Source organism: Nonomuraea sp. CA-143628, assembly GCF_050942315.1.
Lineage (GTDB): Bacteria > Actinomycetota > Actinomycetes > Streptosporangiales > Streptosporangiaceae > Nonomuraea.
The window spans coordinates 5,409,626-5,431,702 of the sequence record NZ_CP192072.1 but is presented as its reverse complement, the minus strand read 5'-3'; the positions used below and the strand labels follow the sequence as shown (position 1 = coordinate 5,431,702).

At 70.3% G+C, this 22,077-nt stretch carries 19 protein-coding genes; 6 read left to right on the top strand and 13 right to left on the bottom strand.

Features of this window, described 5'->3' with window-relative positions; translation table 11 throughout:
• Positions 1 to 105: 105 nt before the first annotated feature.
• Entirely contained in the window at positions 106 to 873 is a 768-nt protein-coding gene (locus tag ACQP2T_RS24845; RefSeq protein ID WP_433518443.1) for a phosphotransferase, read from the bottom strand.
• A 138-nt stretch (positions 874 to 1,011) separates the two neighbouring features.
• Here ACQP2T_RS24845 and ACQP2T_RS24840 point away from each other — a divergent pair, with 138 nt between their 5' ends.
• Positions 1,012 to 1,254: an Atu4866 domain-containing protein gene (locus tag ACQP2T_RS24840; protein WP_433518442.1), complete on the top strand. Its 243-nt coding sequence runs from the start codon at positions 1,012 to 1,014 to the stop codon at positions 1,252 to 1,254.
• A 61-nt stretch (positions 1,255 to 1,315) separates the two neighbouring features.
• On the opposite strand, the gene ACQP2T_RS24835 is transcribed toward ACQP2T_RS24840, so the two are convergent.
• From ACQP2T_RS24835 to ACQP2T_RS24825, 3 genes are all read right to left on the bottom strand, one after another.
• Entirely contained in the window at positions 1,316 to 1,795 is a 480-nt protein-coding gene (locus ACQP2T_RS24835) for a hypothetical protein (protein ID WP_433518441.1), read from the bottom strand.
• Between the two features lie 147 nt (positions 1,796 to 1,942).
• Positions 1,943 to 2,974 (bottom strand): hypothetical protein, encoded by a 1,032-nt coding sequence (locus ACQP2T_RS24830; protein WP_433518440.1) that lies wholly within the window; start codon positions 2,972 to 2,974, stop codon positions 1,943 to 1,945.
• Between the two features lie 66 nt (positions 2,975 to 3,040).
• Positions 3,041 to 4,879, bottom strand: coding sequence for an AMP-dependent synthetase/ligase (locus ACQP2T_RS24825; protein WP_433518439.1), 1,839 nt, complete (start codon positions 4,877 to 4,879; stop codon positions 3,041 to 3,043).
• A gap of 129 nt (positions 4,880 to 5,008) precedes the next feature.
• Between ACQP2T_RS24825 and ACQP2T_RS24820 the strand changes: the two genes are divergently transcribed.
• Entirely contained in the window at positions 5,009 to 6,487 is a 1,479-nt protein-coding gene (locus ACQP2T_RS24820) for a peptide MFS transporter (RefSeq protein WP_433518438.1), read from the top strand.
• A gap of 11 nt (positions 6,488 to 6,498) precedes the next feature.
• Positions 6,499 to 7,113, top strand: a complete 615-nt coding sequence (locus ACQP2T_RS24815; protein ID WP_357958530.1) for a trimeric intracellular cation channel family protein — start codon at positions 6,499 to 6,501, stop codon at positions 7,111 to 7,113.
• Between the two features lie 3 nt (positions 7,114 to 7,116).
• Here ACQP2T_RS24815 and ACQP2T_RS24810 read toward each other — a convergent pair whose 3' ends face one another.
• Positions 7,117 to 8,550 (bottom strand): PLP-dependent aminotransferase family protein, encoded by a 1,434-nt coding sequence (locus ACQP2T_RS24810; RefSeq protein ID WP_433518437.1) that lies wholly within the window; start codon positions 8,548 to 8,550, stop codon positions 7,117 to 7,119.
• A 64-nt stretch (positions 8,551 to 8,614) separates the two neighbouring features.
• Here ACQP2T_RS24810 and ACQP2T_RS24805 point away from each other — a divergent pair, with 64 nt between their 5' ends.
• Both ACQP2T_RS24805 and ACQP2T_RS24800 read left to right on the top strand, forming a co-directional pair.
• Complete coding sequence (locus tag ACQP2T_RS24805; protein ID WP_433518436.1) at positions 8,615 to 9,217, top strand: YczE/YyaS/YitT family protein; 603 nt, start codon at positions 8,615 to 8,617, stop codon at positions 9,215 to 9,217.
• A gap of 78 nt (positions 9,218 to 9,295) precedes the next feature.
• Positions 9,296 to 11,059 (top strand): glycoside hydrolase family 15 protein, encoded by a 1,764-nt coding sequence (locus ACQP2T_RS24800; RefSeq protein WP_433518435.1) that lies wholly within the window; start codon positions 9,296 to 9,298, stop codon positions 11,057 to 11,059.
• On the opposite strand, the gene ACQP2T_RS24795 is transcribed toward ACQP2T_RS24800, so the two are convergent.
• Positions 11,056 to 11,925: a hypothetical protein gene (locus tag ACQP2T_RS24795; protein ID WP_357958521.1), complete on the bottom strand. Its 870-nt coding sequence runs from the start codon at positions 11,923 to 11,925 to the stop codon at positions 11,056 to 11,058. The genes ACQP2T_RS24800 and ACQP2T_RS24795 overlap by 4 nt on opposite strands.
• Before the next feature lie 44 nt (positions 11,926 to 11,969).
• Complete coding sequence (locus tag ACQP2T_RS24790; protein ID WP_433518434.1) at positions 11,970 to 12,863, bottom strand: S66 peptidase family protein; 894 nt, start codon at positions 12,861 to 12,863, stop codon at positions 11,970 to 11,972.
• Positions 12,864 to 12,939: 76 nt separating this feature from the next.
• On the opposite strand from ACQP2T_RS24790, the gene ACQP2T_RS24785 reads away from it, so the two are divergent.
• Positions 12,940 to 13,824, top strand: a complete 885-nt coding sequence (locus ACQP2T_RS24785) for a sulfotransferase family protein (RefSeq protein WP_433518433.1) — start codon at positions 12,940 to 12,942, stop codon at positions 13,822 to 13,824.
• On the opposite strand, the gene ACQP2T_RS24780 is transcribed toward ACQP2T_RS24785, so the two are convergent.
• From ACQP2T_RS24780 to ACQP2T_RS24755, 6 genes are all read right to left on the bottom strand, one after another.
• Complete coding sequence (locus ACQP2T_RS24780) at positions 13,796 to 15,682, bottom strand: ABC transporter ATP-binding protein (protein WP_433518432.1); 1,887 nt, start codon at positions 15,680 to 15,682, stop codon at positions 13,796 to 13,798. The genes ACQP2T_RS24785 and ACQP2T_RS24780 overlap by 29 nt on opposite strands.
• Before the next feature lie 131 nt (positions 15,683 to 15,813).
• Positions 15,814 to 16,641, bottom strand: coding sequence for an enoyl-CoA hydratase/isomerase family protein (locus ACQP2T_RS24775; protein WP_433518431.1), 828 nt, complete (start codon positions 16,639 to 16,641; stop codon positions 15,814 to 15,816).
• 121 nt (positions 16,642 to 16,762) lie between these two features.
• Positions 16,763 to 16,978, bottom strand: a complete 216-nt coding sequence (locus ACQP2T_RS24770; protein WP_020547488.1) for a helix-turn-helix domain-containing protein — start codon at positions 16,976 to 16,978, stop codon at positions 16,763 to 16,765.
• Positions 16,979 to 17,091: 113 nt separating this feature from the next.
• Entirely contained in the window at positions 17,092 to 18,690 is a 1,599-nt protein-coding gene (locus ACQP2T_RS24765; protein WP_433518430.1) for an ABC-F family ATP-binding cassette domain-containing protein, read from the bottom strand.
• A gap of 127 nt (positions 18,691 to 18,817) precedes the next feature.
• Positions 18,818 to 21,472, bottom strand: coding sequence for a Tat pathway signal sequence domain protein (locus ACQP2T_RS24760; RefSeq protein WP_433518429.1), 2,655 nt, complete (start codon positions 21,470 to 21,472; stop codon positions 18,818 to 18,820).
• The gene (locus tag ACQP2T_RS24755; RefSeq protein WP_433518428.1) at positions 21,469 to 22,077 is read right to left on the bottom strand and encodes a rhamnogalacturonan acetylesterase; all 609 of its coding nucleotides are present in this window, start codon (positions 22,075 to 22,077) and stop codon (positions 21,469 to 21,471) included. The genes ACQP2T_RS24760 and ACQP2T_RS24755 overlap by 4 nt, the downstream gene beginning before the upstream one ends.

Here is a 22,077-nt window from a genome sequence, read left to right as displayed (position 1 = left end):
GTCACCTCCAATCCGTCGCCAGAGCCCAGCCTATGCCGGTCTTCCGGCCGCTCCCAAACCCGACAACTCACCGGACGACAACGCGGTTCGCGATCAGGTGATTCCTCACTGGGCGTTCCGGAACTCGGTGGCGTGGCGGGTGATGTGTTCGATGTCCGTCAGGTAGAGGTCGGCGTGCCCGTCGGCCAGGTGGGCGGCGAACGCCTGGTTCCCGGCCGCCGCCTGCCGCCGCATGTGATCCACCATCGCCCGCAGCCGTTCGGCGGCCACCTCGGGCAGCGCCGTACGCTCCTCGCCGGAAAGGCCATAGGCGTCGGCGAGCAGCCGGAGCCGCCTGGCCTGCTCGGCCACCGGCGTCACGGCCTCGCCGTTGCCGACGGCCGACAGCGGGACGAACCGGTAGGCGGCGTAGGCGACGTCCCACAGGCGCGGCCCGGGATGGGCGGTGTCGAAGTCGATGAGCGCCACCGGCAGGCCGTCGCGGTAGACGCAGTTGTAGGGCGCGATGTCGCCGTGGCAGACGACCTCGGCCGGCTCGCGCGCCGGGAAGTACCACTCGGCGTCCGGTGCCGCGAATTCGGTGGTGGCGTCGTGATAGGCCCGCATGAGTACGGCCAGCGCCTCCAGCGCGGCGTCGCTCCAGGCGTAGGCGGGCACCGGGTAGTGCGCCACGTCGCCCGGGACGAAGTCGAGGATCTCCCGGCCGGCCTCGTCCAGCCCGTACGCGCGGGGCGCCCGGTCGAACCCGGCCATGGCGAGGTGATCCAGCAGACGGTGTACGGCCGGCGTCCAGGGACCGGTCGGCCGCCGGACGGTGTTCCCGACCCGGACGACCTCGTTGACCCCACCGCCTGCCAACGGCTCTTCGATCATCCGCGGGACTCTACGCCATCACCGGTTGGGCCGCGCGCCCGCCTGGGTGGCGCGCACCTAGGAACAGCGCTGCCTGTCACCGGACAGGGGCGGGCGGGAGACTGACGACGCGACAGAGAACCGACGAGGGGGGATCCGATGGCCGAGGTGAACGTGGTCGGCATGTGGGTGACGGCCGACGGCCACATCCGGCAGGAGCTTCTGCCGGACGGGCGCTACGACGAGGCCCGCGGCGACCGGCTCAGCGCCTATACCGGCCGCTACACCGTGACGGGTGCCCATCTGGACTATGTGGACGACACCGGATTCACCGCGACGGGTGATATCCGCGACGGCGTCCTTTACCACGAGCATCTGGTGCTCTACCGGGAGGAGCCATAAAGCCCAAGACCGGAAATGCCCGGCCCCCGTGACGGGGACCGGGCATTTCTCGAGCCGCTTGTCAGTGGCGGCGGCCGACGACCTTCACCCAGTCGGTGGCCTGCGAGCCGTCGAGCCACTCGGAGCCCTCGAAGACCGCCTTCCAGGTGCCCGAGGTGTAGGCCGGGACGCGGGTGGAGAAGTAGCCGTCACGGCTGGTCCGGACCGACTCCACGTACTCCCACCGGCCGCTGCCGTCGGCCTTGAAGAGGATCGAGATCCGCTTCCAGCCGAGGCGGTGCCACGACTCCGACTCCTTGCAGTAGTCGGCGTTGTGGACGGACACGAAGCCGCTGATGTAGTCCTCTTCGCACTGCACCGACAGCCTGCCCTCGAGGTTGAGGGGCTTGCCGCGCCAGGCCGGCTCGGGGTTGGCGTCGAACTGCAGGGCGGTGTGGCCACCGTCGGGCTCGGGCTCCGCCAGCGCCGGAGTGGCGGCGGTCGCCAGGACCGTGGCGCCAAGAGCAGCCGCAGCCAGTCCGGCGGCGAGACGTCGCATCATGAATGAACTTCCTTCCCCGTGTGGAGAACGCGCCCCAAGGACAGGGCACGTCAACGCCATTGACGCGTTTGGGAAAGGAAAAGTTGCGAAAGCCCCGATCACAATCTTGCAACGACAATTCACCCGACGGGCTTTATGACACCGTTTTTAGGTGTTTATCCCGCTTTCGTGGATTTTCGAGACCTTTGGGGCGTAGTGGTCGGTTCCCAGGTAGCGGGCTCGCCAGTAGCCGCCGGAGCGTCCCCGAACCGTCCTGCCGAAGTCGCCCGTCTCGCCGGTGGTCGCGATCGCCACCCGCTCCCAGGTGTCCTCGGCCTCCGCGCGCCACAGGATCTCCACCTGCTGGTCGGCGAACGGCGCATAGTCCTCGTAGCCGCGCGGGTCCACCCTGGTCAGGGAGCCGCGCAGCCGTACGGAGTCGGCGCCGCCAACCTTCTCCGCTCGTACGGACGACATCTTGGTCTCCCGCTTGAGCTGGAACGTCTGGTTCCGCGTCACGCTCTGCCCGTCCTCGCCCGTCGCGGTGGCGGTGATCGTCCAGGTGCCCGACGGGTAGAAGCGGGTGAGGACCTTGTCGGGCAGGAACCGCCAGGTCTGCCAGCCGTCCAGCATCCGCATCCCGACCGGCACCGTCCGCCACTCCGGCATGAACGGCAGCGCGGGCTCCACGGTGATGGGCCGCGGCTGCGGCCGCCTGGCCGACGCCCAGATGTCCGGGCCGAACCACGACGGCCACCCCTCCCCGACCGGCCGCGCCCCGCTGTCCACGGCCTGGGCGGGATCCACGACGGCCTCTCCGCCCGGAGCGGGCTTGCCGCCCGGAGCGGTGACGCGCAGGGCGCTTCGGCGACCGGGCGCGAGCACCCCGGTGCCCGTGGCGGGAGGCGTACCCGTGGCCGGCGGTACGGCGCCGACGGGTGATCCGCCGGTGATGGGCGTCTGGCCGGTGGCGCCGGGCGTGGACCCGGGCTCCACCTTGATGGTCACCCCGTCCTTCCCGGTAGCCCCCTTGGCGACCACGTCGATCACCAGGCGGACGGTGTTCCCGGCTCCGACGACGGGGCTTGCGGGCCTGATGTTGATCTCACGAATGGCGAGCTCGGTCGCTGCGGAGGACGCCGGTATGGGCACCGCCAGGGCCCCCGCCGCGAGCGAGACGAGAAGAAGACTTCTGGTCATGATCGAGACGCTAGGAAGCATCCGGTAATGACCAGGACCACGACGCACGCCCCGAACGGCAAAGGATCAGCCGGAATACAGGCCCTCGATGACATCGGCGTACTTGGCGTGGATGACCCGCCTCTTGAGCTTCAGGCTGGGCGTCAGCTCCTCGGTCTCGGCCGTCCACTCGGTGCCGAGCAGCGCCCACCGCTTGACCTGCTGCACCCTGGCCAGCTTGGCGTTGGCCACCACGACGGCGGCCTCCACCTCCATGAGCACGGCGGAGTGCTCGGCCAGTTCGGCGAGCGAGCCGAACGTGATGCCGCGCGCCTGGGCCCAGCCGGGTGCCACCTCGGCGTCGAGCGTCAGCACGGCCACCGGGTAGGACCGGTTGTCGCCGTAGGCGAGGGCCTGGCCGATGAGGGGGTGCTCCTTGAGGTGGTTCTCGATCTCGGCCGGGGAGATGTTCTCGCCGCCGGCGGTGATGATCAGCTCCTTCTTGCGGTCGACGACCCGGTAGAAGCCGTCGTCGTCGACCGTGCCGATGTCGCCGGTGTGCAGCCAGCCGTCGTCGTCGATCAGCTGGGCGGTGTCCTCGGGACGGTTGTGGTAGCCGCGGGTGTTGAGGGGGCTTCGGGTGAGTATCTCGCCGTCCTCGGCGAGGCGGACCTCGACGCCCGGCTCCGCCCGGCCGACGGTGCCCAGGCGGTAGCAGGAGGGGCTGTTGCCGGTGAAGGCGCCGGTCGTCTCCGTCATGCCGTACACATCGATGACCTTGAGCCCGAGACCTGCGTAGAAGCGCTGCACCTCGGCGGGGAGCGGCGCGGCGCCCGTGGCGGTCCACTCGGCGCGGTCGAAGCCGATCATGCCGCGGATGACGGACAGCAGTGAGGAGTCGGCCTGCTCGTAGGCGGCGGTGATCTCGGGGGTGAGCGTGCCGCCGTACTGGCCCGCCTCGACGTAGGCGACGCCGGCGGCCATGGCCCGTCGTACGGCGTCCTGCTGCTCGTCCGTCTGGGTGGCGAGGACCGCCAGCAGGCGGGCCATCATCTTCTCCCACACGCGTGGCACGCCGAAGAACATCATCGGCTTGACCTGCCCGAGCGTGGCTCCGAGGTTGGCCAGGTCGGTGCAGAAGTGCACGTGGGAGACCTTCACCAGAGGCAGGTAGAGGCTGAGCACCCGCTCTGCGATGTGCGCGTAGGTGAGGTAGGAGATCTGCGTGCCCTGGAGGGGCAGCGAGGTGATGCGGTCGGTCGACTCGACCTCGTAGAAGACGTTCGCGTGGGTGAGGGGGACGCCCTTGGGCCGGCCGGTGGTGCCGGAGGTGTAGAGCACGGTGACCATGTCGTCCGCCGTCACGGCGCGCCAGCGGGCCTCGACCTCTTCCGGGCGCGCGGCCAGCGCGGAGCGGCCCAGCTCCAGGAAGTCCGTCCAGGACAGGAACCGGTCGTCGTCGTCGGGCGCGCCCTCCAGCAAGATGATCTTGCGGAGTCCCGTCAGCCGGTCGAGCACCGGCTGCCAGCGGGCCAGCTCGGCGGGCCCGCCCAGCACCGCGATCCGGGCGCTCACGTCGGCGGCGACGAAGGCGATCTGGTCGGGGGCGAAGGTCGAGTAGACGGTGCAGCCGACGCCGCCCGCGTGCACCGCGCCGAGGTCGGCGAGCACGTGCTCGCTTCTGTTGACCATCATCAGCGCGACGGATTCGCCGGGTTCGAGGCCGAGCGCGGCGTATCCGGCCGCTATCTCGAGCACCCGCTGCCTGGCCTGGCCGTAACTCAGCGTGTTCCAGCCGCCGTCGACGGGGTCGGAGTAGGCGGGCGCGTCGGGGTAGCGCTCGGCCAGCTCGCTGAGCTGCCCGCATACGGTACGGCCGGCGATTAACCGGTCGATCTCCGCCCGGACTTCGAGGACATCTGCCATGGCACCCGCCTCCAGTCAGTAATCACTTGCTCAGCTGGGATGCATCGCACCACACCGCCGGAGTAGCGGCAAGACCTCGGCATCGTCGTCACGTAGAGTGATGGATCGCGCACAAAGGCGGGAGGTCGCATGGCCAAGGGCGAAAGGACGTTCTTCGGGCATCCGTGGGGCCTGGCGACGCTGTTCGGCACCGAGATGTGGGAGCGGTTCAGCTGGTACGGCCTGCGCGCCATCCTGGCCACCTTCATGGCGGCCTCGCCCGCCCAGCACGGCCTCGGCATGACCGAGCAGACCGCGCAGGCGGTCGTCGGCGTCTACGGCGCGCTGATCTACCTGGTGGCGCTGCCCGGCGGCTGGATCGCCGACCGAATGCTGGGCCCGCGCAGATCGGTCTTCCTGGGCGGCTTCATCATCATGTGCGGCCACATCAGCATGGCTCTCCCGGTCGGCGGGTCGTTCTTCGTCTGGCTCGGACTCCTACTGATCATCGCGGGCACCGGCCTGCTCAAGCCGAACATCTCGGTCATGGTCGGCCGGCTCTACCGCGACGAGGACGACGGGCGCAGGGACGCCGGGTTCTCGCTGTTCTACCTGGGCATCAACATCGGCGCCTTCCTCGCGCCGATCGTGGTGGGCGAGCTGGCCAAGGGTGGCCGCTGGCATCTGGGCTTCGGCGCGGCGGCGGTCGGCATGGCGCTCGGCCTGCTGCAGTACACGGTGGGCAGGAAGAGCCTCAGGGGCGTGGGCGACGAGCCGGGGCTGCCGCTGACGCCGTCCGAACGGGCGCGGGCCGTCAGGCTCGTCTCGTTCGCGGTGGCCGTGACCGTGGTGGCCATGGCGATCTGGGTGGCGACGGGGACGTTCACGCTGTCCAGGCTCACGGTCGTGGTGACGATCGTGGTGCTGGCGGTGCCGGTGCTCTACTTCGGCTACATCATGCTCGGCAGCCACGACCTGACCGAGGACGAACGGCTGCGGATGAAGGCCTACATCTGGCTCTTCGTGGCGGCCGCGATCTTCTGGATGATCTTCGACCTGGCGCCGAGCAAGCTGCTGTTCTTCGCCCAGCACAACACCGTCCTGTCGCCGTTCGGCATTCCCATCGAGGCGGCGACGACGCAGTCGTTCAACTCGCTGTTCATCCTGCTCCTGGTGCCGGTGTTCGCGGCGTTGTGGACGAAGCTCGGGACCCGGGTGAGCACGCCGCAGAAGTTCGCGTTCGCGCTGTTCATGGCGGGCCTCAGCTTCGTGGTCATGGCGCTGGCCGCCAAGCTGGCCGAGACGGGCAAGATCTCGGTCTGGTGGCTGATGCTGGTCTATCTGATCCAGGTGTTCGGCGAGCTGTCGCTGAGCCCGGTCGGGCTCTCGGTCACCAGCAAGCTGGCGCCGCGGGCGTTCAAGGGCCAGATGCTCGGCATCTGGTTCATCGCGGTGTCGGTGGGCGACGCGGTCGGCGGGCAGACCGGGCGGCTCGGCAACGTGCTGTCGGAACCCGCCTACTACCTGCTCCTGGCCTCGACAGCGGTCGTGGCGGGAGCGGTGCTGCTGGTGTTCACCCGGCGGTTGCGGGTACTGATGGCGGAGCACCACACCAAGCCGCTCCGGTAGAAATCTCTCTCGTGTCGGAAATTCTCGATCTCGTAGGCATCTTCGTCTTCGCCCTGTCGGGCGCGCTGATGGGCGTACGCAAACGGCTCGACGTGGTGGGCATGGCGGTGATCGCCGAGATGACCGCGCTGGGCGGCGGCGTCGTGCGCGACCTGATCCTCAACGTCCGGCCCACCGCCTTCCAGAGCTCCGGCTACGTGCTCGTGCCGCTCGCGGCCACGGTCATCGTGTTCTTCTGGCATCCGCACGTGGCCAAAGTGATGCCCGCCATCCTGGTGCTCGACGCGGCGGGCCTCGGGCTGTTCTGCGCGGTGGGCACGGAGAAGGCGCTCGACTACGGGCTCGGCCCCCTGCACGCGGCCCTGCTCGGCGTCACGACCGCGATCGGCGGCGGCATGCTGCGCGACGTGCTGGCCGGGGAGATCCCGACACTGCTGTACGACCGCCAGCTCTACGCGGTGCCCGCGACGCTCGGCTCGGCGGTGATGGCCGCGCTCTACACGCACGATCTGCACGGCTGGCCCGCCACGCTGGCCGCCGCCGTGCTGGCCTTCGGCCTGCGCATCGCCGCGATGCGCTACAACTGGCGCGCCCCGCTGGCCAGGGGTGTCAAACCCCCGGAATGAGACTCAGACCATCGGCATGAGCGAGTCGGGCAGCCGCGGCCTGGTCCCGGCGGCTCCGCGCTCGTGGGCCGCCGCGATCCGGCTGACGGCCTCGGCGAGCACCTGGGGCGAGTGCGTGTACGGCAGGCGCAGGTAGCCCTCCAGCGTGCCCTCCAGCCCGAACCAGGGCCCCGGCGCGAGCCGTACCCCATGATGGGCGGCAGCGTCGGCGAGGGCGACCGAGGAGCCCCCGTCCAGCCGTACCCACAACGTGCCGCCGCCTTTCGGCACGGTGAAGCTCCACCCGGGCAGCCGCTCGCGGAGCCCGGCGACGAGCGCGTCGCGGGAGGCCCGCAGGGTGCGGCGGCGCTCGGCCTTGGTCTGCTCGATCCGGTCGAACAGCCGCGCCACCACGAGTTGCTCCAGCACCGGGCTGGCGATGTCCACGGCCCCGCGGTGGACGGCCAGGCGGCGGGCGAGCGCGGCCGTGGTGCGCACCCAGCCGATGCGCAGCCCGCCCCACCACAGCTTGGAGGCCGAGCCGATGCTGATCATCCGGCTGTCGGTGTCGAAGGCGGCCATGGGCGCCGTGCGAGGCACCTCGTCCAGGGCCAGCTCCGACCAGGTCTCGTCGACCACGAGCACGGTGTCGGTACGCCTGGCGGCCCCGGCGATGGCGGCCCTGGTGGCGTCGTCCATGAGCGCGCCGGTCGGGTTCTGGAAGTCGGGCATCAGATAGGCCAGCCGGGCCGCCGACTGGCGCATGGCGCAGGAGACCAGGTCGGCCTGCCAGCCCTCGTGCGAGATGCCGACGGGCACGATCCTGGCGCCGCGCTGGCGGGCCACGTCCATGGCGTGCGGGTAGGTGGGCGACTCGACGAGCACCGGGTCGCCCGCACCGACCAGCAGGCCCAGTACGAGCTGGATCGCGTGCTGGGAGCCGGTGGTGACGAGGATCTGCTCCGGCCTGGTGGCCAGTCCGCGGCCGGTGTAGTGCGCGGCGATCCGCTCCCTGAGCGCGGGCAGGCCCATCGGGTCGTAGCCGTGGCCCATGCCGTACCTGGGCAGGTCCGCCACAGCCTCGGTCATGGCCTCGGCCAGCGCCGACGGCGCGGGCGGGGCGGCGCAGTGCAGCGGGATCAGCCCGTCGCCGTCGACGGACAGCCACGGGTTGTCCGCCGACATGGCCGGGTCCGGCAGCGCGGTCCAGCTCCCCGAGCCCTGCCTGCTGTCCAGGTAGCCCCGCTCGCGCAGCAGGTCGTAGGCGGCCGTTACAGTGGTGCGGCTGACGGCCAGGGTCTTGGCCAGGTCGCGTTCGGCGGGCATGCGCACCCGCACCGGCAGCTGCCCGTCCATGATGAGCGCGCGCACGGAGTCGGCGAGCGCGCGGTAATAGGGCCGGGCGCCCGCCGGGACGTCCACCAGCCTGGCCACCTGAGTCGCCGACAAATGCCGCATAAAGGCCACTTTCCGCGATTGGCCCTGTTTTGGCAAGCCAGGTCCCTGCCACTCTGGGACCACTATGAGTGAAGCGACCGTTCCACGCCCGAACACCCTCCCCGTCCGCCTCCTGCGTCTTTACGGCGGTCTGGCGCTGTACGGGCTGGGCATCGCCTTCCAGCTCGTGTCCGGGCTGGGCAACGCCCCGTGGAACACCCTGCACCAGGGCCTGGCCCTGCGGACGGGCCTGTCGGTCGGGACGATCATCCTCGCGGTCGGCGTGCTGGTGATGCTGCTGTGGATCCCGCTGAAGGAGAAGCCCGGCCTCGGCACGATCAGCAACGTCCTGTTCGTCGGCCTGTTCGCCGACGCCGCCTTCTCGGTGCTGCCCACCGCCACGCACTGGGCGGCGAGCTGGCTCTACCTGGTGCTCGGCGTGCTGTCGATCGCCCTGGCCACTGTCCTGTACATCGGCGCGGGGATGGGCGCGGGACCGCGGGACGGCATCATGACCGGCCTGACCCGGCTGGGCATGTCGCTCCGGCTCGCCCGCTTCCTCATCGAGATCATGGTGCTGGCCGTGGGCTGGCTGCTCGGCGGTACGGTCGGCGTCGGGACCCTGATCTTCGCGCTGGCCATCGGCCCGCTGACCCAGCTGCTCACCCGCTACTTCCCCATGACGTGATCTCGTGGCCGTGCCCGCTCACGACGCGACGTGCGCGGAGCGGCCGCGAGATCGCCCTTCCGCCGGTAGCGTCGATACATGCGGATCGAGGACTATGCGCTCATCGGGGACATGCAGTCGGCGGCCCTGGTCGGCAGAGACGGCTCCATCGACTGGCTCTGCCTGCCCAGATTCGACTCCCCCTCCTGTTTCGCGGCCATGCTCGGCAGTGAGCGCAACGGCCACTGGTGGCTCGGCCCCACCGGCAGGCGGCCCGCCACGCGGCGGCGCTACCGCCCCGACACGCTCATCCTGGAGAGCGAGTGGGACACCCCGACGGGCACGGTCCGCGTCATCGACTTCATGCCGCCACGTGACCGCAACCCCGACGTGGTCCGCATCGTCGAGGGCGTCTCGGGCACGGTCGAGATGTCCACGCAGCTCAGGGTCCGCTTCGACTACGGCAGGATCGTGCCGTGGGTCCGCCGTACCAACGGCCACCTGCAGGCGGTCGGCGGCCCCGACTCCATCTGGCTGCACTCCCCCGTCCCGCTCAAGGGCGGCGACTACGCGCACCGCGCCACCTTCACCATCAAGGAGGGCGAACGGCTGCCGTTCGTGTTCACCTGGCACCCGTCGCATCAGCCGATGCCGTCGCAGATCCACGCCGAGACCCAGCTCAACGAGACCGAGGCGCTGTGGAAGGAGTGGGTGGCCAAATGCACCTATGAAGGCCCCTACCGCGAGGCCGTCGTCCGCTCGCTGATCACCCTCAAGGGCCTCACCTACGAGCCCACCGGTGGCATCGTGGCCGCGCCCACCACCTCCATCCCCGAAGACCTGGGCGGGATCCGCAACTGGGACTACCGCTACTGCTGGCTGCGCGACGCGACGATGACGCTCGACGCCCTGATCAACTCCGGCTACCTGGACGAGGCCGCCGCCTGGCGGGCGTGGCTGCTGCGCGCCATCGCGGGCCGCCCGCAGGACCTGCAGATCATGTACGGCGTCGCGGGCGAGCGCCGGCTGCCGGAGACGCAGCTCGCATGGCTCGACGGCTACGAGGGCTCCCGCCCGGTCAGGATCGGCAACGACGCCGTCAATCAGCTTCAGCTGGACGTCTACGGCGAGGTGATGAGCTGCCTGTTCTTCTCCAGGACCTCCGGCGTGGCCGCCGACGACCGCGCCTGGGCGATCCAGCGCCAGCTGCTCGACTACGTGGCCGAGCACTGGGACGAGCCGGACGAGGGGCTGTGGGAGGTACGCGGCCCGCGCAGGCACTTCACCCACTCCAAGATGATGTGCTGGGTGGCGCTCGACCGTGCCGTGAAGTACGTGGAGAAGTTCGGCAGGACCGGCCCCGTCGACCGGTGGCGGGAGCTGCGCGACGTCGTGCACGCCGAGATCTGCGACCGGGCCTACGACCCCGCGCGCAACACCTTCACCCAGTACTACGGCTCGACGGCCCTTGACGCCTCGCTGCTGCTCATGCCCATGGTGGGCTTCCTGCCGGCCGACGACCCACGCGTGGTCGGCACGGTGGCGGCCATCGAGAAGGAGCTGATGTCCGACGGTTTCGTGCTGCGCTACCCGGTGGCCGAGGACAACGAGGTCGACGGCCTGACCGGCGGCGAGGGCGCGTTCCTGGCGTGCAGCTTCTGGCTGGTCGAGGTGATGGCCATGCAGGGACGCAAGGAGGAGGCGACGCAGCTGTTCGAGCGGCTGCTCGCGCTGCGCAACGACGTGGGGCTGCTCGCCGAAGAGTACGACCCGCGATACGACCGTATGGTGGGAAATTTCCCCCAGGCGTTCAGTCACGTCCCCCTGGTGCACGCCGCCCGCGCGCTCTCCCGGCTGGGCTAGGCGGCGAGCCGGGCCAGCACCTTGGCGAACTCCGGCGGCGGCGCCACCACGAGGCGGGCCAGGCCGTCCTGAAGGACGATGTCGGCCCTGATGAGGGTCAGCCGCCCCTCGTGCCACCAGTAGACCTGCGGGCTGAGCCCGTCGGTGCGTACGGCGTGCACGCGCAGCCGCTCCAGGGCCCGTACCACGCCGATCCCGTCGACCGGGTGCACGATCAGTGTGTACGGGTCCGGCAGCACCACCAGCACCCCGTCGGCGGGCAACGGCAGATAGTCGCCGAGCCAGCGCAGATGGGTGGCGGCGGCCGGGGTGCGGCTGGTCAGGCGCCATACCGGCGTGCCCGACAGCTCGATGGACTCGATCTCCAGCCGCTCGTCCCGCCCGACGTTCGTGACGGCCAGCTCCAGCGCCCTGCCCGACGGGACGGGCCAGCAGCCGGCCTCCTCGGGGCGTACCGGCCTGGAGCCCACCGTGAGCAGCTCGACCAGGTCGCCGTTGAGGTGGCGGCCGACGACCCTGGTCAGGTCGGCGACCTCGTCGACCGCCTCGACGCGGGTCCGCAGCAGCGGCTTGACCTGGTCGAGGTCGCACACGTCGAGCCGTTCGTCGGCCGCCGCGACCGCGTTGGCGAGGTGCTCGGAGACGAGCATCGGCCAGTCGTCCCTGGGCCTGCGGCCCGCCTCGCGGCGCAGCCCGGTGAGCCTGACCAGGATCTCCCTGCCGCCACTCAACGTCAGCGAGGCGCCGTCGGCGGCGAAGACGCAGGTGAAGCCGAGGGAATCGGCGACGAGCCCGAGCAGGGAGTCGAGATCGGTGTCCTCGATCGAGCGTCGCGAGGGCTCCCGGTCACGCCTGAACAAGTTCACGCGCCGTGTCCCCCTCTGTCCGTTTTGTCGGTATGCGTGTATTCCTACCTTGCCTGCTCCTCGTCGCGGAACAGACCAGCCAGCGAGCACGATTCGGTATCGATAGCCCCAAGAGCCCCAAGCCACACACTCATCTGTGGTGTGCCGTGACCCACCGGCAACCCCGCCAGGACCGGCACTCCGAGCGGCAGCAGCCGGTCTTTAAGCACGGGATAGGGATCTCCGCAGTCCACCCACGAACCGAGGGCGATCCCGCGCACGCCGTCGAAGGCACCCGCCTGCAAGAGCTGGGTGAGCATCCGGTCGATGCGGTAGGGCTCCTCGCCGATGTCCTCCAGCAGCGCGATCTTCCCGGCGAACGACGGGTGGTAGCGGGTGCCGCACATGGAGGCGAGCAGCGACAGGTTACCGCCCGCCAGTATGCCCTCGGCCCGGCCGGGAGCCAGCACCTGGTCGCCGACTACGGGCGGCGCCTGGCGGTCCAGGGCGGCCCGCAGGTGCTCCCAGGTACGCGGCTCGGCCCGCTTCTCGTTGGCGATCACGTCGCAGGCCGGCATCGGGCCGTGCAGCGTGGGCACGCCCAGCTCCGCCGCGAACGCGTGGTGCAGCGCCGTGATGTCACTCGACCCGATCAGCGTCTTGGGTCCCGCCGCGCGCATGAGGCCCCAGTCGAGCAGGCCGAGCAGCCTGGCCGCGCCGTAGCCGCCCCTGGCGCAGAACACCACGGAGACGGCCGGGTCACACCAGGCGGCCTGAAGATCGGCGGCGCGGGCCGCGTCGGTTCCGGCGAGATACGGAAGGTCCTGGCTGCCGAGAACGTGCTCGCCGACCACGACCTTCAGCCCGAGCCCCTCCAGGCGCTCGACCCCCCGCCTGAGCAGGATGGCGTTCGGTGGCCCCGAGGGCGAGACGACGGCGACGGTGTCACCCTGCCGCATTGATCAACTCCCGGACGGGCGGCGACGCCGACGTTGGCTTTTTCACTCGCCAAACGGTGTCACACTTACCTCTCGTATGCGACTTCCGCCCCACATCCTCGTGGTCAACGGCATCAAGGTCCGCAGGCCGGTCTTCCTGCTCGGTGCTCCGCACTCCGGCGCGGACCTGCTCGCCCGCGCCCTGAAACGGTCTCCTGGCTTCCACGTCACGATCGGCCGCACGTCCGTCGCCCATGTGGTGTACGCCTTCGCCCGCAAGCCGTCGATCGGCCAGACGTCAGGTGCCGTGCGCGTGCTGCGCGACGCGCTGGCCGAGTCGTGGCAGGTGCTGCCCCGCTCGTGCGGCCAGTGCGCCGAGGCGTGCAGGGAGGCGGGCGGCGTGATGAGCATGGGCCCGTGCGTGGCCACGAGCGAGGTGACCAGGTTCGGCGACGGCAGTCCCGACCTGCTCTACAGCGCGCCCGTGCTGCTGCGGGCCTTCCCCGACGCCCGGTTCGTGCAGCTCATCCGCGACGGCCGCGACGTGGTCGCCGACATGCTCGGCGACCCGGACTGCCTGGCCTGGTTCAAGCCGGTGATGCTGTCGGAGGAGACCGAGTTCCCCAATCCGTTCCTCGGCGTCAACCGCGATGAGCACCGCGACCGCTGGAAGGGCATGCCCGCCGCGGGCAAGAGCGCCCTGCGCTGGCGCAGCGCCGTACGGCTCAGCGCCACGCTGCGCAAGGAGCTGCCGCCTGACCAGCTCCTCACGCTGCGCTACGAGGATCTCGTGCAGCGGCCCGCGGAGCCGGTGGCGGCGCTCACCGAGTTCCTGGAGACGCGCGTCTCCAAGATCGGCTTGTACGCCCCGCGGGTCTCCGAGGTCGGCTCCTGGCGCACCCGCCTGCGGCCCGGCGACCTCACCCTGGTGGAGAAGGTCGCCAGGCAGGAGCTCACGCGACTGGGCTATCTGAAGCGCTGAACTGGGTGCGGTAGAGCTCGGCGTAGAGCCCGCCGCGCGCCAGCAACTCCTCGTGGCGGCCCCGCTCGGCGATGCGGCCGTCCTGCACGACGAGGATCTCGTCGGCCTCCCTGATCGTCGAGAGCCGGTGCGCGATCACCAGCGAGGTGCGACCGGCCAGCGCGGTCTTCAGCGCCTGCTGCACGGCCGCCTCCGACTCCGAGTCGAGGTGCGCGGTGGCCTCGTCGAGCACCACCACGCGCGGCGCCTTCAGCAGCAGCCTGGCCAGCGCCAGCCGCTGCTTCTCGCCGCCGGACAGCCGGTAGCCGCGGTCGCCCACGACCGTGTCCAGCCCGTCGGGGAGCGCCTCGATGAGGTCACCTATCTGCGCGGCCCTGAGAGCCTCCCAGATCTCCTCATCGCTCGCCCCTGGCCTGGCGTAACGGAGGTTGGCCCCGATCGTGTCATGGAAGAGATGAGCGTCCTGCATGACCACGCCCACGGTGTCGCGCAGCGAGGCGAGCGTGGCCTCGCGTACGTCGAGCCCGTTGATCCGCACCGCGCCCTCGTTGACGTCGTAGAGCCGCGAGACCAGCGAGGTGATCGTGGTCTTGCCCGCCCCCGACGGACCGACCAGGGCGATGAGCCGGCCGGGCCCGGCCGTGAACGACACGCCGCGCAGCACCTGCTGGGACGGGCCCGTGTCCTGCCTGGCCACCGACTCCAGGGAGGCCAGCGACACCTCCTCGGCCGCCGGGTAGCGGAACTCGACGTCGTCGAACTCGATCGTCACCGGCCCGTCCGGCAGCGGCCGCGCGCCGGGCTGCTCCGACACCATGGGCTTGAGGTCGAGGATCTCGAAGACCCGGTCGAAGCTGACGAGCGCGGTCATCACGTCCACCTGCACGTTCGACAGCGAGGTGAGCGGCCCGTACAGCCGCATCAGCAGGGCGGCCAGGGCCACCAGGGTGCCCAGCTCGAAGGCGCCGCCGACGGCCAGCACGCCGCCGATGCCGTACACCAGCGCGGTGGCCAGCGCCGCGACCAGGCCGAGCGCGACCCGGAACACGGTGCCGTACATGCCGACCGTCACGCCCACGTCGCGCACCCTGGCGGCGCGGGCGCTGTAGACGGCGGTGTCGTCCTCGGGGCGGCCGTAGAGCTTGGCCACCATCGCGCCCGCCACGTTGAACCGCTCGGTCGTGACCGAGCTCATCTCGGCGTCGAGCTGCATCTGCTCGCGGGTCAGGGCGGACATGCGCCGCCCGACCCACTTGGCGGGCACGATGAAGATCGGCAGCAGCACCAGCGCGACGGCCGTCACCTGCCACGACAACGCCAGCATCGCACCCAGCACCAGGACCAGGCTGATCACGTTGCTGACGACCGAGGACAACGTGCTGGTCACGGCGCGCTGGGCGCCGATCACGTCGCTGTTGAGCCGGCTGACCAGCGCGCCGGTCTGCGCGCGCATGAAGAACGCCACCGGCATGCGCTGCACGTGGTCGAACACCTCGGTGCGCAGGTCGTAGATCAGTCCTTCGCCGATGCGCGCGGAGAACCAGCGCTGCACGAGCGTGAGAGCCGCGTCGACCAGCGCGAGCGCGGCGATGGCCAGGGCCAGGCCGACCACGACGCCGCTTCGCCTGGGCAGGATGCCGTCGTCGATGATCGCCTTCATCAGCAGCGGGTTGGCGATCACGATCACCGCGCCCGCCATCACCAGCAGCAGGAACGCGGTTATCTGCCCGGTATAGGGCTTGGCGTAGCGCGCGATGCGCCGGACCGTGCCCGGGGTGAGCCGCTGCTTGGTCACGGAGCCGTCGCGCCGCAGGGACGCCCATACCTGGGGGCCGAAGCCCCCTCCCATCATCGCCATTCGGGGGTCCTCCTCCCCCGGCTCAGCACCCGGGAGCCCCGTGGGATTCCCGGGTCAGCTCAGCGCGAAACGCGGGCGCCGCCGGGCCGGCCCGACGCGGCACTCCGGCGGCTCCCGAGTCAGCGCGCCGCTCAGGCTCCGCCGAAGAGCGCCTTGAGGCGGCGTGCCTGCTCGACACCTTCCGCCACGCTCTGCTCCTCCAGGGTGCGCGCCCGCGCCCCCTGGAGGAGTCGCTTGGTCGCCGCCGCCGCGTCCCGGTTGGTCGACAGCAGCTCCGCGATCTTGTCTTGTACGGCTCGCGCCAGGTCATCCGCCGCGACCACGCGTTCGGCGAGGCCGATCCTCATGGCCTCCTCCGCCCCGATCGTCCTCGCGGTCAGGCAGATGTCGATCGCCTTGGCCAGCCCCACCAGCTCGACCAGTGGCTTGGTGCCGGTCAGATCGGGCACCAGCCCCAGTGCGGGCTCCTTCATGCAGAATTTGACGTCGTCGGCCACGATGCGCAGGTCACAGGCGAGCGCGAGCTGGAACCCCGCGCCGATCGCGTGCCCCTGCACGGCCGCTATGGAGACGATCTCCGGTCGGCGGAACCACAGGAACCCTTGTTGGGCCTTCCTGATCTGCTGCTCGAACGCTGTAGTGTCGAGTTGTGCCGCCGAGCTGAACGAGCCCTGTCCGGGCACTCCCTCAGGCGTGAACATTCGCAGGTCGATGCCTGCTGAGAAGGACGGTCCCTCGCCTTTCACGACGACGATGCGCACCTGCTCAGGCAGGTTGCCCCCGATGTCAGCCAGTGCCGCCCAGGTCGCGAACGTCTGTGCGTTTCGCTTACTGGGCCGGTCCAGCGCGATCGTCGCGATCTCACCGTCCACCTCGAAGCGAAGTCCGATCTCCGCCAGCCTTTCGGCAGAGACTTCCTCCGTGTACCCCCCACGCTGTGGCGCCTGCGCTTCCGCCATCGCCCGCTCCCTCATTGCCTTAGCCGTCGCGCCCGAGCCTACAGAATGTCATTCTGGGACTCGGGCGCGACGGCGGCTGACTTGGGACGAGCGGCTGCGGTCGCACGTTCCGAGGCGGCCGTCAGCGCTTGGACTTGCCTCGGGTCGCCCCGCCGCGCCCGCGCAGAGTCACACCGGACTCGCTCAGGATGCGGTGGATGAACCCGTAAGACCGACCGGTCGAAGCGGCCAGGGCGCGGATGCTCTCGCCCGCGGCGTAGCGCTTCTTGAGATCGCCGGCCAGTTTTTCACGATCGGCCCCGGTTACCCGGGTGCCCTTCTTCAGTGTCTCGGCCACGAGTACCTCCTGTAGTGCCGGACTTCCGCAGCGTTACTCCGCCATGATCAGTCATTTCAGCGGGATCGGCTACCTACTCCAGGGGAAAAGATCCCTACCCACCCAAATTAAGATCAGGCAAGTGCCACAAGATCGGAAAATTCCTCGCTCCACGCGTCTTCAGTTCCGTCTGGTAGCAAGATCACCCTATCCGGTGACAAGGCGTCAACGGCACCCTCGTCATGGGTAACGAGCACGATCGCTCCTGAATATGACCTCAGAGCGTTCAGAACTTGCTCGCGGCTGACCGGATCTAGGTTGTTCGTGGGCTCATCGAGCAGAAGTACGTTCGCACTAGACAGCACCAGCATGGCCAGCGCCAGCCGGGTCTTCTCGCCGCCGGACAGCACGCCCGCCGGCTTGTCGGAGTCGTCGCCGGAGAACAGGAAGGAGCCGAGCACCTTGCGCAACTCGGTGTCGGTGAACTTGTCGCCGGCCGAGCGCATGTTCTCCAGCAGGGTGCGCTCGGCGTCGAGGGTCTCGTGCTCCTGGGCGTAATAGCCGATCTTGAGGCCATGGCCGGGCCTGATCTCGCCGCTGTCGGGCTTTTCGACCCCGCCCAGCAGCCTCAGCAGGGTGGTCTTGCCCGCGCCGTTGAGGCCGAGGATCACGACCCGATGACCTCGGTCGATGGCCACGTCGACGTCGGTGAAGACCTCCAGCGAGCCGTAAGACTTGGACAGGCCCTCGCCCGTGAGCGGGGTGCGCCCGCAGGGCAGGGGCTCGGGAAAGCGCAGCTTGGCGACCTTGTCGCTCTGGCGCTCCTCCTCCGTGCCGGCCAGCAGCCGGTGCGCGCGGCGCATCATGTCCTGAGCGGCCTTGGCCTTGGTGGCCTTGGCCCGCATCTTGTCGGCCTGCGACAGCAGCGCGCCCGCCTGCTTCTCGGCGTTGGCCCGCTCGCGCTTCCTGCGCTTCTCGTCGGTCTCGCGCTGCGCCAGATAGGCCTTCCAGCCGACGTTGTAGTGGTCGATCACACTGCGGTTGGCGTCGAGGTGCAGCACCTTGTTGACCGTCGCTTCAAGAAGGCCCACGTCGTGACTGATGATCACCAAGCCGCCCTGATGCGATCGCAAAAAATCACGAAGCCACCCGATTGAGTCCGCATCTAGGTGGTTTGTCGGCTCGTCGAGAAGGAGAGTTTCCGCTCCGCTGAAAAGAATGCGTGCCAATTCCACGCGCCTTCGCTGGCCGCCGGAAAGCGTTTCCAGTGGCTGCCCGAGGACCCGGTCGGGCAGGCCCAGACTGGAGGCGATGGAGGCGGCCTCGGACTCGGCCGCGTAGCCGCCGAGCACGTGCATCTGGTCCTCGAGCCGGCCGTACTGCTTGACGGCCTTGTCGCGGGTGCGCACGTCGGCGGAGGACATGCCGAGCTCGGCCTCGCGCAGCTTGCGCAGCACCTCGTCGAGCCCTCTGGCCGACAGGATGCGGTCGCGGGCGAGCACCTGCAGGTCACCGGTGCGCGGGTCCTGCGGCAGGTAGCCGACGGCGCCGCTGGTGGTGACGCTGCCGGCGGCGGGCATGCCCTCGCCGGCCAGCACCTTGGTCAGCGTGGTCTTGCCCGCGCCGTTGCGGCCGACGAGCCCGATCTTGTCGCCGGGATTGACCCGGAACGAGGCGTTCTCTATGAGTAGCCGCGCGCCCGCGCGCAGCTCGATGTCACTGGCGATGATCATGATTGACGGAACACTCCCGAGCTAGGGGTAAGAAGAGGTGGGCGTGGGGGGACGCCGGTCAATCGGGAGTGTGCATACAGATCAGTGTAGGGCCCTCGCCGGGAGCCCCACCTCTGCTTAATCGTGCTCAATCGGCCGGCAAGTGGTCTCCGATCAGCGCGAGGTTCTGGATCGCGGCCAGGCCGTACTGGGCGGCGTCGTTGGTGGAGACGAACGGCGCCTCCAGCACGTACGCCAGGACGTGCGGCCCCTCGACCCGGGTCAGGCGCCAGTCCGGCTCGCGCTGCAGGGGGTTGCGGTTGAGCTGGTCGCCCTCGTCGAGGAAGAACTTGCGCCAGGCCAGGTCCGCCAGGTCGGCGTCGCCCGAGCGGGCCGCGCCGTACGCGGCCAGGCGGCTGTGCGCCTGCACCAGCGAGATGCCGCTCAGCGGCCGGCCCACCTCGGCGGCCTGCCGCTCGGCGGAGGCCAGGTAGAGCCGGCAGTAGTCCAGCCACGCCCGCTCGAACCCGGGGACGTCCAGATCGAGCGCGATGAGCTCGGAGCACATCTCGGGCAGCCCGAACACCGACGACAGGTGGGAGACGGAGATCTGGTCCCGCGAGGTGTCGAAGCGGCCCGTGGCCAGGTCGAGGCGGGCCTCGCCGGTCAGGAACCCGCGCGGCAGCGCCCCGATGCCGGCCATCGTGCCCAGCAGCCTGTCCTTGGCGTGCTCGTCGCCGTACCGCTCCCACCGGGTGAGCCAGGCCGCCGCGAGCGCGCCCCAGTCGGTGCCGAGCCCGACCGCCAGGGCGGACGGATCGGGGGTGTAGACGTCCTCGCGCACCTTGCGCGTGGGGTCGATCACGAGGAACGTCTCCTCGGGCCTGGCCAGCTCGTCGAGCAGGTCGCCGGTGCGCTCGTCGGCGGTCAGGTAGTAGAAGAAGCGCCGGTAGGCGGCGTTGGAGATGCGCAGCTGCTTGGCGCTGCATCCCCAGTGCTGCACGTTGTGCCTGGTGCCCAGGCCCTTCCAGCGGCCGAGGTGATAGACGTCGACCTCGCCGGTGTGGCGGGTCATGGCCTCGGCGAAGCGGAAGACGTCGGCCCGTCCCGTACGCAGATACTGGTACCAGAGCCACAGGTCGGGCGACAGCTCGGAGTTGTCCCAGGCGTAGCCGCCGACGTCGTAGCGCCAGGTGTGCCGGTCGGCGTCATAGGTGTGCATGACGTCGCCGTAGTCCCAGAAGCCGTACCACCTGCGCTGCTCCCGCTCGCGCCGATAGAAGTCGAACAGCAGGTCCAGCCGGTCCTCGATCGCGGCGTGGGCGGGCGTGGCGCGGTCGGGCAGCGCCCAGTCGCCGAACACCCCCGCCTCGCGGACGCGTTCCGGGGCGGCGGCCAGCAGCGCGGGCTCGTTCATCGCGTCCGCGTGCCCGGCCAGGGCCTGCGACGACGGCGTGGCGTCGTGGACGCGCAGCGTGAGCTCGTGGGTACGCGCGATGCCCTGGGCGTGGCCGAAGCCCGGCTCGTAGTCCTCGTAGGTGATCTCCAGGCCCTCCAGCTGCTCGGCGAAGGTGTCCTGGCCCATGCCGTCGTGGTAGAAGCGCAGGTCCATGGCGGGCGCGGAGGGCGACCAGAGCCAGACGGTCGCGGTGGCCAGGTCCGTGGCGGCGCCTCTGACGTCGAGCCGGGCCGGGTGCAGCCGCCAGAAGTCGCGCAGCCCGAAGCCGAGGCCGCCGCTCACGCCGCCGACGTAGCCGTACCCGGCCGAGCGGGTGCCCGACGGAACGGTCACCCAGGCGTGGCCGTCGGCGGTGCGTTTGCGCAGGGTGAAGCCGTCGGCCGAGCTCTGGTCGAGGGTGTAGTCGTTCCACGCGGGGATGAGGCGCAGGCGATCGGCCACCTCGGGGTTGCCGATCGGACCGCACGGCCTGCCCTCGACCTGGGCCCGCCGTACGGCTTCGCCGGGGTCGCGGCGCAGCCCGGTCAGGCCGCGTACCGCCTCGGTGAGGAAGCCGTCCTGCCCGGCCAGCCGTACGTGGCGGTCGTGGAGCTCGTCGCGCATGACCACGTCGGCGCGCAGGCCGAGCCCGGCCAGGAAGTCGCGTTCCGGGTCGCCGTCCCAGACGAAGGTGTGCATGACGCGCACGTCCTCGGCGCCCGCGTAGAAGTACAGGCGGACGGTGAACGGCAGCCGGCCGCCGTGGTCGCCCGTCAGGCGGATGACGGCCCGGACGGGTCCGTCCTGCTCGACGGTGACCTCACGGACGATGCCCGTGGCCTGCTCGCGGGTGACGGTGCCGCCCTCGTCCGGGGTGGGGCCGTCCTGGTGGAGGCTGACCAGGCGGATGTCCCTGGCGATCTCGCGGGAGCCGTGGGAGACGGAGCGGGCCAGCGTGCCGCCCGCCTCCTCGATCGTCCAGGTGACGGGGCCGGTGCCGACCCGCAGCACGCCGCCCGCACGGACGACGGTGACGGGCTGCTCCGGCACAGTGCCCGGTTGATCCGCCGCATCGTCCTGGTCGGCGCTCGGCTGTCCCGCCGCATCGTCCTGATCGGCGCTCGGCTGTCCCGCCGCGAGTTCGTACGACGCGGCGGGCTGGGCCTGTGGCCCGATCGCGTGTGCCGACCACTTGACCGACCCGTCCGGCCAGGTGGCGGTCACCCAGCTCTGCACCGGCACCGCGCGGCCCTCGGGATCGGTGAGCGCGAACGGGGAGTCGCGCTCCACCGTGCCGCGCGCCCACGGGACCCCCCAGGTCACGCCCTGTTCCTTGGGCCGGTCGAGCCAGTTCAGCGTGGTCAACAGATCTCCTTGAGTCGCCCGGCGACGATCGCCGCCACCTCGTCGGCGCCGCGAAAGCAGAAGTGGGTGTCGTCGGCGACCCCGTCGGGATAGAGCGGGTGCTCGCCGGGCGCGAAATGGGTGAACAGGGCCTTGGAGCCCTCGGGGCCGAGCCGTTCGTACAGCTCAGTGGTCGCGGCGGTCAGGTCGATCAGCGGCAGACCCTCGGCCGCCGCCAGCTCACGTACCTGGCCGGGATAGTCGCCGTGCGTCGGCACCAGCCGATCGCCGTCGAACCTGCGCCGCTGCACCGGCGTGCACAGCACCGGCAGCGTGCCAACCCCGCGCGCCTCCTCGGCGAAGACGCGCAGGTTGTCGCGGTACGGCAGGTCGGGTTCCTTCTGATCGTTGTGCCCGAACTGGAGCACCACGACGTCGCCGTGGGCGGCCTCCCGCAGGAGCGCCGCCCACAACCCCTCCGCCCGATGGCTGGCCGTGGTGGCGCCACCCTTGGCGAAGTTGCGCACCGGGCCGCCGACATGGGCGCCGAGTTGCGCCCCCCAGCCCGACATCGGCGCCTCGAACGCCGGGCAGGAGGCGACCGTCGAGTCACCGGCCAGCAGCAC

What these genes read in the sequence shown, in the direction of transcription:
- ACQP2T_RS24845 (WP_433518443.1), bottom strand. Translation starts at nt 873, where the DNA reads ATGATCGAAGAGCCGTTGGCAGGCGGTGGGGTCAACGAGGTCGTCCGG.
- ACQP2T_RS24840 (WP_433518442.1), top strand. Translation starts at nt 1,012, where the DNA reads ATGGCCGAGGTGAACGTGGTCGGCATGTGGGTGACGGCCGACGGCCAC.
- ACQP2T_RS24835 (WP_433518441.1), bottom strand. Translation starts at nt 1,795, where the DNA reads ATGATGCGACGTCTCGCCGCCGGACTGGCTGCGGCTGCTCTTGGCGCC.
- ACQP2T_RS24830 (WP_433518440.1), bottom strand. Translation starts at nt 2,974, where the DNA reads ATGACCAGAAGTCTTCTTCTCGTCTCGCTCGCGGCGGGGGCCCTGGCG.
- ACQP2T_RS24825 (WP_433518439.1), bottom strand. Translation starts at nt 4,879, where the DNA reads ATGGCAGATGTCCTCGAAGTCCGGGCGGAGATCGACCGGTTAATCGCC.
- ACQP2T_RS24820 (WP_433518438.1), top strand. Translation starts at nt 5,009, where the DNA reads ATGGCCAAGGGCGAAAGGACGTTCTTCGGGCATCCGTGGGGCCTGGCG.
- ACQP2T_RS24810 (WP_433518437.1), bottom strand. Translation starts at nt 8,550, where the DNA reads ATGCGGCATTTGTCGGCGACTCAGGTGGCCAGGCTGGTGGACGTCCCG.
- ACQP2T_RS24805 (WP_433518436.1), top strand. Translation starts at nt 8,615, where the DNA reads ATGAGTGAAGCGACCGTTCCACGCCCGAACACCCTCCCCGTCCGCCTC.
- ACQP2T_RS24800 (WP_433518435.1), top strand. Translation starts at nt 9,296, where the DNA reads ATGCGGATCGAGGACTATGCGCTCATCGGGGACATGCAGTCGGCGGCC.
- ACQP2T_RS24790 (WP_433518434.1), bottom strand. Translation starts at nt 12,863, where the DNA reads ATGCGGCAGGGTGACACCGTCGCCGTCGTCTCGCCCTCGGGGCCACCG.
- ACQP2T_RS24785 (WP_433518433.1), top strand. Translation starts at nt 12,940, where the DNA reads ATGCGACTTCCGCCCCACATCCTCGTGGTCAACGGCATCAAGGTCCGC.
- ACQP2T_RS24780 (WP_433518432.1), bottom strand. Translation starts at nt 15,682, where the DNA reads ATGGCGATGATGGGAGGGGGCTTCGGCCCCCAGGTATGGGCGTCCCTG.
- ACQP2T_RS24775 (WP_433518431.1), bottom strand. Translation starts at nt 16,641, where the DNA reads ATGGCGGAAGCGCAGGCGCCACAGCGTGGGGGGTACACGGAGGAAGTC.
- ACQP2T_RS24765 (WP_433518430.1), bottom strand. Translation starts at nt 18,690, where the DNA reads ATGATCATCGCCAGTGACATCGAGCTGCGCGCGGGCGCGCGGCTACTC.